The following is an 11818-nucleotide window of genomic DNA, read 5'->3' as shown; positions in this document are numbered from 1 at the left end:
ACCGATGAAAGACCTTTCGCTGACCGACATGCTGGACAAGGAAGATGTCACCGCAATGATCATCGTGGCCAAGAAGAAGGCCGGGCTGACATGGGCGGGCATTGCCGAAAGCATCGGCATGTCGCCGGTCTGGACCCATTCGGCCTGCATGGGCATGAACGCCTTTTCCGCCGAGAAGGCGGCGGCACTGGTGGCGCTGCTGGACCTGCCCGCCGAGGCGGCGGCGGTGCTGGAGGAAAGCCCCACCAAGGTCTGGGAGCAGACCGTGCCCACCGATCCCTGCATCTATCGCCTCTACGAGATCGTCGGCGTCTATGGCCCGACCATCAAGGCGCTGATTCACGAAGAATTCGGCGACGGCATCATGTCGGCCATCGACTTCGACATGTCCGTGACCCGCGTGCCCAGTGAAAAGGGCGACCGGGTGAAGGTCGAAATGTCTGGGAAATACCTGGCCTATAACGCCTGGTGATCCGCGCCGGGGGCGCTGGCGGGCACCCGTTGGCGACCTCGCACCGCAGAACCGATCCTGAAAGAGGGTGATCTGGTGCCGCTTCGGACCTTTCCGGGGCGGCGTCGGAGGGTTTGGACACTGTGTGGGGCGGTCTGCCGGAATTGGGGGGTGACCGCTGCCGCGCGCCGTGGGACACTTCGCCGGTGCAGGTAGACGGAGATAACGATTTGACCAGAACCGACGCCGGGTTGACCCAGAACCCCCATGCGGTGCGCGACACCCGCGAGAAAAACCTCGAGGTCGCCATCGGCCGCCAGGTGCGCGCCCTGCGCAAGCATCACCGCATGACGGGCGCGGATCTGGCGGCGAAATCCGGGGTCTCGGTCGGCATGTTGTCGAAGATCGAAAACGGGGTGATCTCGCCGTCGCTGGGCACCATCCAGACGCTGGCCCATGCGCTTCAGGTGCCGCTGGTGCGGTTGTTCTCGGGCTATGAAGAGGCGCGCGGCTGCATCCAGGTCAAGGCGGGCGAGGGGGTCGAGACCGACCGGGCCGGCACCCGCGCCGGGCATCAGTACAATCTACTAGGGCATCTGGGATCGAATGCCACCGGCGTGGTCAATGAACCCTACCTGATCACCCTGACCGACCGCAGCGACACCTTCCCGACCTTCCAGCACGAGGGCATGGAGTTTCTCTACATGCTGGAGGGCTGCATCGAGTATCGCCACGGCGACCGGCTGTTCCTGATGGAACCCGGCGACTCGCTGCTGTTCGATTCCGACGCGCCGCATGGCCCGGAAAACCTGCTGGAGCTTCCGGCCCGCTATCTGTCGATCATCACCTATCCGCAGAAGGATTGATCCCGTTCCCGAACCGCCCGAATTGCGGGCGTTCGGGGCGTGGGCCGGGGCGGTGTGCCTGAAAATCGGGCAGGCGCGGCGGGGGCGCGATAATTCGCACCACAGGAAAATAACTTTCTTGCAGTGAAGATTGCGGATCCGCTAGGCACGTCCCGAAGCCGGCCATCGGCGTGAGACGGAGAATCCTATGTGTGGCATTGTTGGCCTGTTCCTGAAACAGGATGCGCTGCGCCCCCGGCTGGGGGACATGCTGACCGATATGTTGATCACCATGACCGACCGCGGCCCGGACAGCGCCGGGATCGCGATCTACGGCGATGACAGTGACGGGGTGAAGATCACCGTGCAATCGGACAGCCCCGACACTGCCTTTGCCGGGCTGGAGGAGGCTCTGGCCGGGGACCTGAACGCACATGTCACCGTCAAACCTGTCGATACCCATGCCGTGCTGACGGTCCCGGCCGCGCAGCAGGCCGCCGCGATTGCCGCGCTGGAAGCGCGCGGGTTGCGGATCATGGGGACGGGTGCCGCGATGGAGATCTACAAGGAAGTGGGTCTGCCCGAAGACGTGGCCGCCCGTTTCGACCTGCGCGCCATGGGCGGCAGCCACGGCATCGGCCATACCCGCATGGCCACGGAATCGGCGGTGACGACGCTGGGCGCGCATCCGTTCTCGACCGCCGATGACCAGTGCCTTGTGCACAATGGCTCGCTGTCCAACCACAATGACATGCGCCGCAAGCTGGCCCGCAAGGGCGTGATGACCCGGACCGAGAACGACACCGAGGTCGGTGCCGCCTATATTTCGTCCCGCATCGCCGAGGGAGCTTCGCTGAAGGAGGCGCTGGAAGGCACGCTGGAGGATCTGGACGGGTTCTTCACCTTTGTCACCGGCACCCGTAGCGGCTTTGGCGTGGTGCGCGACCCGATCGCCTGCAAACCGGCGGTGATGGCGGAGACTGACGACTATGTCGCCTTCGCCAGCGAATACCGCGCCTTTGCCGACCTGCCGGGCATTGAGGCTGCCCGCATCTGGGAACCCGAACCCGCAACCGTCTATTTCTGGGAACGCTGAGCATGACCACTCTGGATATGGCGCAGGTCGATCTGCGCGACGTGAACAGCACGCTGCAGGCGGCGGCAACCGGTGGCGGCGGGGCTTTCGAAATCGTCAATCCGCGCGGCTCCCATGCGGTTGCCGTGGGGCTGGACGGGCCGATTGAGGTCACGGTGAAAGGCTCCACCGGCTATTACTGTGCGGGCATGAACAAGGCCGCCCGGATCACCGTCGAAGGCTCGGCCGGGCCGGGGGTGGCCGAAAACATGATGTCGGGCGAAGTCACCATCACCGGCGATGCCAGCCAATACGCCGGGGCCACCGGCCATGGCGGGCTGCTGAACATCCGGGGCAATGCCTCGTCGCGCTGCGGGATATCGATGAAGGGCATCGACATCGTGGTTCATGGCAACATCGGCCATATGTCCGCCTTCATGGCGCAGAAGGGAAACCTTGTGGTGCTGGGTGATGCGGGCGACGCATTGGGAGATTCGCTCTATGAGGCGCGGCTGTTCGTGCGCGGGACGGTGAAATCGCTGGGCACCGATTGCATCGAGAAAGAGATGCGCCCCGAGCATCTGGCGCTGCTGGCCGACCTGCTGAAGCGCGCCGGAGCCGAGGCCGACCCGAGCGAGTTCAGGCGCTATGGCTCGGCCCGCAAGCTCTACAATTTCAACATCGATCACGCGGGCGAGTACTGAGCATGGACAAGACCCCCAAGACCGAACCCCGCCAGAGCTGGACCTTCTCGCGCGAGGTGAACGCCGAGATCCGCCGCGCCGCCGACACCGGCATCTACGACATTCGCGGCGGCGGGGCCAAGCGCCGAGTGCCGCATTTCGATGACCTGCTGTTTCTGGGTGCCTCGGTCAGCCGCTACCCGTTGGAAGGCTACCGCGAGAAATGCGAGACCTCGGTAACGCTGGGCACGCGGTTTGCCAAGAAACCTATCGAGTTGAAGATCCCGATCACCATTGCGGGCATGTCTTTCGGCTCGCTCTCGGGTCCGGCGAAAGAGGCTTTGGGCCGGGGCGCGTCGCTGGCGGGCACTTCGACCACAACCGGCGACGGCGGCATGACCGAAGAGGAACGCGGCCATTCGCAGATGCTGGTCTATCAGTACCTGCCCAGCCGCTATGGCATGAACCCCGACGATCTGCGCCGCGCCGATGCCATCGAAGTGGTGGTGGGGCAGGGGGCCAAGCCCGGCGGCGGCGGCATGTTGCTGGGCCAGAAAATCACCGAGCGTGTCGCCGGGATGCGCGACCTGCCCGTCGGCATCGACCAGCGGTCAGCCTGCCGTCACCCCGATTGGACCGGGCCGGATGATCTGGAAATCAAGATCCTGGAACTGCGCGAGATCACCAACTGGGAAAAGCCGATCTACATCAAGGTCGGCGGCGCGCGCCCCTATTACGACACCGCGCTGGCGGTGAAGGCCGGGGCCGATGTGATCGTGCTGGACGGGATGCAGGGCGGCACCGCCGCCACGCAGGATGTGTTCATCGAACATGTCGGCCAGCCGACGCTGGCCTGTATCCGCCCGGCCGTGCAGGCGCTTCAGGATCTGGGGCTGCACCGCGAGGTTCAACTGGTGGTGTCGGGCGGCATTCGCACTGGGGCCGATGTAGCCAAGGCGCTGGCGCTGGGGGCCGATGCGGTGTCTGTCGGCACGGCGGCGCTGGTGGCGATTGGCGACAATGATCCCAAATGGGAAGATGAGTACCAGAAGCTGGGCACAACCCACGGCGCCTATGACGACTGGCACGAGGGGCGCGATCCGGCGGGCATCACCACGCAGGATCCAGAATTGATGGCGCGGTTTGATCCGGTCGAGGGTGGCCGGCGGCTGCGCAACTATCTGAACGTGATGACGTTGGAATGCCAGACGCTCGCCCGCGCCTGCGGCAAGAGCCACGTCCACAATCTGGAGCCCGAGGATCTGTGCGCCCTGACCATGGAGGCCGCCGCCATGGCGCAGGTGCCGCTGGCGGGCACCAACTGGTATCCGGGCAAGCCGGGGTTCTGAGCCGGGCGGGGCACGTCTGGCACATATTGACGATCATTCGAGAAAAGGACAGGCCATGACCACGGATCTTGCAGCCTTCGCCGCCGAAAAAGGCGTCAAATACTTCATGATTTCCTTCACCGACCTGTTCGGCGGGCAGCGGGCCAAACTGGTGCCGGCGCAGGCCATCGGTGACATGGCCGAAGAGGGTGCAGGCTTTGCCGGGTTTGCCACCTGGCTGGACATGACCCCGGCGCATCCCGATATGCTGGCGGTGCCGGACCCGTCCACCGTGATCCAATTGCCGTGGAAGCCGGAAGTCGCCTGGGTCGCTGCCAACCCGATCATGGAGGGGTCCGAGGTCGAACAGGCCCCGCGCAACGTGCTGCGCAAGCTGGTCGCCGAAGCCGAAGCCGAGGGCCTGCGCGTCAAGACCGGGATCGAGGCGGAGTTCTTCCTGCTGACCCCGGATGGCATGCAGATCTCGGACCCCGCCGACACCGCCGAAAAACCCTGCTACGACCAGCAGGCGGTGATGCGCCGCTACGACGTGATTGCCGAGGTTTGCGATTACATGCTGGATCTGGGCTGGGGCCCGTATCAGAACGACCACGAGGACGCCAACGGCCAGTTCGAGATGAACTGGGATTTTGCCGACGCGCTGGTCACCGCCGACCGCCATTCCTTCTTCAAGTTCATGGTCAAATCGGTGGCCGAGAAACACGGGCTGCGCGCCACCTTCATGCCCAAGCCCATCGAAGGGCTGACCGGCAACGGCTGTCATGCCCATGTCTCGGTCTGGGATCTGGCGGGCACCACCAACGCCTTTGCCGATGACAGCAAGGAGCTGGGCCTGTCCGATCAGGGCCGCAGCTTTCTGGGCGGCATCATGCAGCACGCGGTTGCGCTGGCGGCGATCACAAATCCCACGGTGAACAGCTACAAGCGGATCAATGCGCCGCGCACCGTGTCGGGGGCCACATGGGCGCCCAACACCGTGACATGGACCGGCAACAACCGCACCCATATGGTGCGGGTGCCGGGGCCGGGCCGGTTCGAATTGCGCCTGCCCGATGGCGCGGCCAACCCCTATCTGTTGCAGGCGGTGATCATCGCCGCCGGGCTGTCCGGCGTGCGCACGAACGCCGATCCCGGCCCGCGCTATGACATCGACATGTATGCCGAGGGTCATACCGTCACCGATGCGCCGAAACTGCCGCTGAACCTTCTCGACGCCCTGCGCGCCTTCGAGGCTGACGAGGCGCTGCAGGCGATGATGGGAACCGGCTTTGCCGGCTCCTACGTCAAGATGAAGACCCAGGAGTGGAATGCCTTCGTCTCGCATTTCTCGACCTGGGAACGCGACAACACCCTGGACGTCTAGGCCGGTCCCTCCGCGCCCTTTCCAAGCGAGCACGCCCATGCGCTTTTCCGGTTTCCGTGTGATCCAGCAGGCCCTGACCGGCCACAAGGGCTGGGGGCCGCTGTGGCGCAACCCCGAACCGCAGCCCGCCTATGATTTCGTCATCGTGGGCGGCGGCGGTCACGGGCTGGCCACGGCGTTTTACCTCGCCCGCGAGTTCGGCAAGGCGCGCATCGCGGTGCTGGAAAAGGGCTGGATCGGCTCGGGCAACATCGGGCGCAACACCACGATCATCCGGTCGAACTATCTGCTGCCGGGCAACCAGCCGTTCTATGAATTCTCGATGAAACTGTGGGAGCGGCTGGAGCAGGAGACCAATTTCAATGCGATGGTCAGCCAGCGCGGCATCGTCAACCTGTTCCACAGCGACGCGCAGCGCGATGCCTACCGGCGGCGCGGCAACGCCATGAAGCTGAGCGGCGCCGATGCCCGTCTGGTCGGGCAGGACACGCTGCGCGAGATGCTGCCGTATCTGAACTTCGACAACGCGCGCTTCCCGATCAAGGGCGCGCTGATCCAGGATCGCGCCGGCACCGCACGCCACGACGGGGTGGCCTGGGGCTATGCCCGCGCCGCCGACCGGCTGGGCGTGGACATCCTCCAGAACTGCGAGGTCACCGGTTTCCGCAGGGAGCAGGGCCGTGTCACCGGGGTCGAGACCACGCGCGGCCCTATCGGCGCGGGCAGGGTCGGCGTTGCGGTGGCGGGATCCTCCAGCCGGGTCATGGGGCTGGCCGGGCTGCGCCTGCCGCTTGAATCCCACGTCCTGCAGGCGTTTGTCAGCGAAGGGCTGAAGCCGGTTCTGGACAATGTCGTGACCTTTGGCGCGGGACATTTCTATGTCAGCCAGTCGGACAAGGGCGGGCTGGTCTTCGGCGGCGATCTGGACGGCTACAACTCCTATGCGCAGCGCGGCAACCTGCCCACGGTCGAAGACGTGGCCGAATGCGGCATGGCCCTGATGCCGATGATCGGCAAGGCGCGGTTGCTGCGGTCGTGGGGCGGGATCATGGACATGTCCATGGATGGCTCGCCGATCATCGACCGCACGCCGGTCGAAGGGCTCTACCTGAACGGCGGATGGTGCTACGGCGGCTTCAAGGCCACGCCCGCCAGCGGCTTTGCCTTCGCGCATCTGCTGGCCACGGACACCCCGCACCCCACCTCCGCCGCCTACCGGCTGGACCGCTTCGCGCGCGGGGCGGTGATCGACGAAAAGGGCGTGGGCGCCCAACCCAACCTGCACTGAGACCTGCCATGCTGATCCCCCATCCCCTACTCGGCCCGCGTGACGCGCAGGAGTTTACCTATCTCGGGGATGCCCGTCTGCTGGACCGTCCCGACCCGGATGCCCCGAATGCTGAAGCAGCTTTCTGCGACCACGTCTTTCTGCGCGACAACCCGGCCGGCGTGCACCGCGAGTTGTGGTTCCACGAATACGGCGACCGGTCGTGGCTGGTGGTGACGCGTAACACCGTCACCCACGAGATCCTGTCCGCCGAACTGGCCCGCGACGTGGCGAGGCGCCCGTGATGACCCGCATTGCCGGTGGCCTGATCGACCGCACCCGCACCCTTGGCTTCACCTTCAACGGCACGCGCTATCGCGGCCATCCCGGCGATACGCTGGCCTCGGCCCTGCTGGGCAACGGTGTGCAACTGGTGGGCCGCAGCTTCAAGTATCACCGCCCGCGCGGGGTTTTGGCAGCAGGCTCGGAAGAGCCGAACGCGCTGGTGACCTTGGGCGGCGGTGCAGGCCGCACCTCCAACATGCGCGCCACCATGGTCGTGCTGACCGAGGGGTTGGAGGCCCACAGTCAGAACCATCTTGGGTCGTTGGAGCGTGACCTGCTGGCCATCAACGATCTGGCCGCGCCCTTCTTCGCGGCGGGGTTCTACTACAAGACCTTCATGTGGCCGCGCAGCTTTTGGGAAAAGCTCTACGAGCCCCTGATCCGCCGCGCTGCCGGGCTGGGCGCGCTGTCGCACCTGCCGGATCCGGATGCCTATGACCGGGGGTTTCTACACCCCGACCTTCTGGTGATCGGCAGCGGGGCGGCGGGGCTGGTGGCGGCACTGGCCGCGGGCCGCGCTGGGGCACAGGTGGTTCTGGCCGAGGAAGACAGCCGCCTGGGCGGGCGGCTTCTGGCCGAGGGCGGCCTGCTGGACGGGGCACCGGCGCCCGACTGGGTGGCGGCGGTGACGGCGGAACTGGCCGCCCTGCCCAACGTGCGGGTGATGCCGCGCACGGTGGTGTTCGGGGCCTATGATCACGGCATCTATGGTGCTGTGGAACAGGCCGCGCCGGACGCAAGCCAGGGCCCGCACCAGACCCTGTGGCGGATCACCGCCCGGCGCGCCATCCTTGCCGCGGGTGCCACCGAGCGCCATATCCCCTTCCGCGACAACGACCGCCCCGGCGTGATGCTGGCCGGGGCCTTGCGCGCCTATGCCAACCGCTGGGCGGTGACCGGGCAGGCGAGGGCGGGCGATCCGGTGGCGGTGTTCACCAACAACGACGACGGCCATCGCAGTGCTGCACAACTGGCGGCCAAGGGGGTGCCCGTAATGGGCGTCATCGATCCGCGCCCCGAGGCGGTGTCGCTGGGCGATTATCCCATTTTCGCCGGGGCCACAGTCACCGGCACGCGGGGCCGCCGCAGTTTGCAGGCCATCCAGGTGACACGCAACGGCCGCTCCGACTGGCTGGAGTGCGGCGTGCTGGGGGTGTCGGGTGGCTGGAACCCGAACGTACATCTGGCCTCGCACCATCGCGGGCGCCCGCTGTGGGATGCGGATCGGCTGGCTTTCCTGCCGCCCGCCGATGGGCCGCAGGGGCTGATCTCCGCCGGGGCCGCGGCCGGGCAGGGCAGCACTGCGGCGGCGCTGGCCGACGGGCTGCGCGCGGCGCGGCAGGTGCTGGACGATCTGGGCCGCGCCCTGCCGCCCGTGCGGCTTCCCTCCGCCGCTGCCGAGCCTGACGGGCAGGCGGCCTTCTGGCACGTCCCGGGCAAAGGCCGGGCCTGGGTCGACTTCCAGAACGATGTGACGGTCAAGGACATCGCCCTGGCGCATCAGGAAAACATGCGGTCGGTGGAGCATCTGAAGCGCTGGACCACGCTGGGCATGGCCACCGACCAGGGCAAGACCGCCAATGTCACGGCCCTTGCGATCATGGCCGACCTGACCGGCAAGCCGATCCCCGAAACCGGCACCACCGTGTTTCGCCCGCCCTATTCCCCGATCACTCTGGGGGTGCTGGGCGGTGGTAACACCGGTGCCGAATTTCGCCCGCGCCGCCTGACCCCGACGCACCATTGGGCCGAAGCCCGTGGCGCGGTCTTCACCGAGGCCGGGCCATGGATGCGGGCGCAATACTATCCGCAGCCCGGGGAAACCCACTGGCGGCAAACGGTGGACCGCGAGGCGCGGGCGGTGCGCGCCGGGGTCGGCCTGTGCGATGTCACCACGTTGGGCAAGATCGACCTGCAGGGCCGCGATGCCTGTGCGTTCCTGAACCGCATCTACTGTAACCAGATGGGCACGCTGCCGCCGGGCAAGGTGCGCTATGGGCTGATGCTGCGCGAGGATGGCCATGCCTTCGACGACGGCACCTGCGCGCGGCTCTCCGAGACCCACTACGTGGTGACCACCACCACCGCCAACGCCGGTCCGGTCTATCGTCACATGGAGTTTGCGCGGCAATGCCTGTGGCCCGATCTGGACGTGCATCTGATCTCGACCACCGACGCCTGGGCGCAGATCGCCGTGGCGGGACCGAAGTCGCGTACGCTTCTGGACCGGATCGTCGACGGGGTTGACCTGTCGAACGCCGCCTTCCCCTTCATGGCCTGCACCGAACTGACGGTCTGCGGCGGCCTGCGGGCGCGGTTGTTCCGCATCAGCTTTTCGGGCGAACTGGCCTATGAGATCGCAGTGCCCGCCCGCTATGGCGCGGCCCTGATGGCGCGATTGATGGCGGCTGGCGAGGATCTGGGCGTGACCCCCTATGGCACCGAGGCGCTTGGCCTACTGCGCATCGAGAAGGGTCATGCCGCCGGGGCCGAGCTGAACGGCCAGACCACGGCGCAGATGCTGGGGCTGGGCCGCATGGTGTCCGCCAAGAAGGACTCGATCGGCGCGGTGATGTCCCGGCGCGGCGCTCTTGCCGAGGATCGCCGTCGCCTGGTCGGTCTGGCGCCGGTCGATCCGGCGCAGCCGGTGGTGCCGGGCAGCCATCTGTTTGCCCCCGGTGTCGTGCAGTCACTGGACAGCGACGCGGGCTGGATCACATCGGCCTGCCACAGCCCGCATCTGGGCCATGCCATCGGGCTGGGATACCTGCTGGACGGCGACGCGCGTCTGGGTCAAGAGGTGATCGCGGCCAATCCGCTGGAAGGCCAGAGCGTGCAGTTGCAAGTGGTGTCGCCGCATTTCATCGATCCGGAAGGAGCGCGTCTTCGTGACTGATCTTGCCCCCGCAACCGCCTTCGGCGTGGCCGAACCGCGCGAGCAGAGTTTCGGAACGCTGTCCTTGCGCGAGCGTCCCGATCTGGCGCTGGCCTCGCTGGCGCTGGCGGAGGATCCGGCGCCCTTGCCGCAGCCATTTGGTGTGACCCTGCCGGAGCCGGGGCGGATGGCCCTTGGCGACGGCGGGCTTGCGGCCGTCTGGATGGCACCGCGCCAATGGATGCTGCTGGGCGAAGGGGCCGCTGACGACGACTTCGCGGCCTGCGTCGTCACGGCGGTGCCGGAGGCCTGTGTCACCGAGCAGACCGATGGCTGGGTGGCCATAGACCTGCAGTCGGATGACGGTGCTGCCCCATTGGCCCGGCTTCTGGAACGGATGGTCAACCTGCGCCCCGAGGCGCTGACCGCCGGGTGCGCCACACGGACCCTGCTGGCGCACCAAAGCGTGTTTGTCCTGCGCCGGGCCGAGGATCTGGTCACGTTTCTGGGGCCGCGCTCTGCCGCCGGGTCGCTGTGGCACGCGGTGGCCACCGCCGCGCAACGGCTTCAGGGTTAGGCATCGTTCCGACCCCTTATCTTCCGCCTTCTGACGAGAGTTTCCCATGACCCAGTATTGCCTGACCGTCGCCTGCACCTCGACCCGTGGGATCGTGGCGGCCATCGCCACCTTCCTTGCCGAAAACGGCTGCAACATCACCGACAGTTCCCAGTTCGACGATCTGGAAACCGGCCAGTTCTTCATGCGGATCAGCTTTCTGTCGGAAACCGGCAGGAATATCGCCACGCTGACCGAAGCCTTCGGTAGCGTCGCCCAGGGCTTCGACATGCAATTCGCCTTCCACGACGAAAGCGAGAAGATGAAAGTGGTCATCATGGTCAGCCGCTTTGGCCATTGTCTGAACGATCTGCTCTATCGCTGGCGCATCGGCGCGCTGCCCATCGACATCGTGGCGGTGATCTCGAACCACATGGAATACCAGAAGGTGGTGGTGAACCATGACATCCCCTTCCACTGCATCCGCGTGACAAAAGAAAACAAGCCGCAGGCCGAGGCGCAGATCATGGCGGTGGTCGAGGACACCGGGGCCGAGCTGATCGTGCTGGCCCGCTACATGCAGATCCTCAGCGACGAGATGTGCCAGAAGATGTCGGGCCGGATCATCAACATCCACCATTCGTTCCTGCCCAGCTTCAAGGGCGCCAACCCCTACAAGCAGGCGTTCCAGCGCGGGGTGAAGCTGATCGGGGCGACCTCGCACTACGTGACAGCGGACCTGGACGAAGGCCCGATCATCGAACAGGACACCGTGCGGGTCACCCATGCCCAAAGCCCCAACGACTATGTCAGCCTGGGCCGCGACGTGGAAAGTCAGGTGCTGGCCCGCGCCATCCACGCCCATATCCACCGCCGCGTGTTCCTGAACGGCAACAAGACCGTGGTGTTCCCGGCCTCGCCCGGATCCTACGCCTCCGAACGCATGGGGTGAGCGCGGGCACGCTGATCCGAAACCCGTCCAAATTCACCTTCGGTGCGGTCCGTCTGA

11 protein-coding genes are annotated in these 11818 nt (G+C 66.3%); all 11 read left to right on the top strand.

What is annotated here, in order from left to right; all coding sequences use genetic code 11:
* The first annotated feature begins 4 nt into the window (after positions 1 to 4).
* The 11 genes from cynS (at position 5) to purU (ending at position 11761) form a co-directional block, all read left to right on the top strand.
* Positions 5 to 472: a cyanase gene (cynS, locus tag AB0T83_RS15935; protein WP_366194212.1), complete on the top strand. Its 468-nt coding sequence runs from the start codon at positions 5 to 7 to the stop codon at positions 470 to 472.
* Between the two features lie 209 nt (positions 473 to 681).
* Complete coding sequence (locus AB0T83_RS15930; protein ID WP_366194211.1) at positions 682 to 1317, top strand: helix-turn-helix domain-containing protein; 636 nt, start codon at positions 682 to 684, stop codon at positions 1315 to 1317.
* 187 nt (positions 1318 to 1504) lie between these two features.
* The gene (locus AB0T83_RS15925; protein WP_366194210.1) at positions 1505 to 2392 is read left to right on the top strand and encodes a class II glutamine amidotransferase; all 888 of its coding nucleotides are present in this window, start codon (positions 1505 to 1507) and stop codon (positions 2390 to 2392) included.
* A 2-nt stretch (positions 2393 to 2394) separates the two neighbouring features.
* Entirely contained in the window at positions 2395 to 3075 is a 681-nt protein-coding gene (locus tag AB0T83_RS15920) for a GltB/FmdC/FwdC-like GXGXG domain-containing protein (RefSeq protein WP_366194209.1), read from the top strand.
* A gap of 2 nt (positions 3076 to 3077) precedes the next feature.
* Positions 3078 to 4403 carry an FMN-binding glutamate synthase family protein gene (locus tag AB0T83_RS15915; RefSeq protein ID WP_366194208.1) on the top strand — a complete coding sequence of 442 codons (1326 nt, stop codon included), beginning with the start codon at positions 3078 to 3080 and terminating at the stop codon, positions 4401 to 4403.
* A gap of 55 nt (positions 4404 to 4458) precedes the next feature.
* Positions 4459 to 5766, top strand: coding sequence for a type III glutamate--ammonia ligase (gene glnT / locus AB0T83_RS15910; protein WP_366194207.1), 1308 nt, complete (start codon positions 4459 to 4461; stop codon positions 5764 to 5766).
* 37 nt (positions 5767 to 5803) lie between these two features.
* On the top strand, positions 5804 to 7054 hold the full coding sequence (locus AB0T83_RS15905; RefSeq protein ID WP_366194206.1) for a sarcosine oxidase subunit beta family protein: 1251 nt from the start codon (positions 5804 to 5806) through the stop codon (positions 7052 to 7054).
* A gap of 8 nt (positions 7055 to 7062) precedes the next feature.
* Positions 7063 to 7338, top strand: coding sequence for a sarcosine oxidase subunit delta (locus AB0T83_RS15900; protein WP_366194205.1), 276 nt, complete (start codon positions 7063 to 7065; stop codon positions 7336 to 7338).
* The gene (locus tag AB0T83_RS15895) at positions 7338 to 10274 is read left to right on the top strand and encodes a sarcosine oxidase subunit alpha family protein (protein ID WP_366194204.1); all 2937 of its coding nucleotides are present in this window, start codon (positions 7338 to 7340) and stop codon (positions 10272 to 10274) included. The genes AB0T83_RS15900 and AB0T83_RS15895 overlap by 1 nt, the downstream gene beginning before the upstream one ends.
* Positions 10267 to 10830, top strand: a complete 564-nt coding sequence (locus AB0T83_RS15890; protein WP_366194203.1) for a sarcosine oxidase subunit gamma — start codon at positions 10267 to 10269, stop codon at positions 10828 to 10830. Before AB0T83_RS15895 ends, AB0T83_RS15890 begins: the two co-directional genes overlap by 8 nt.
* A 46-nt stretch (positions 10831 to 10876) precedes the next feature.
* Positions 10877 to 11761, top strand: coding sequence for a formyltetrahydrofolate deformylase (gene purU, locus AB0T83_RS15885; RefSeq protein WP_366194202.1), 885 nt, complete (start codon positions 10877 to 10879; stop codon positions 11759 to 11761).
* Positions 11762 to 11818 lie beyond the last annotated feature (57 nt).

This window comes from Meridianimarinicoccus marinus, from assembly GCF_040689105.1.
Lineage (GTDB): Bacteria > Pseudomonadota > Alphaproteobacteria > Rhodobacterales > Rhodobacteraceae > Meridianimarinicoccus > Meridianimarinicoccus marinus.
Note: the sequence above shows the minus strand (reverse complement) of the source record. Positions and strands in the feature narration are given on the sequence as shown.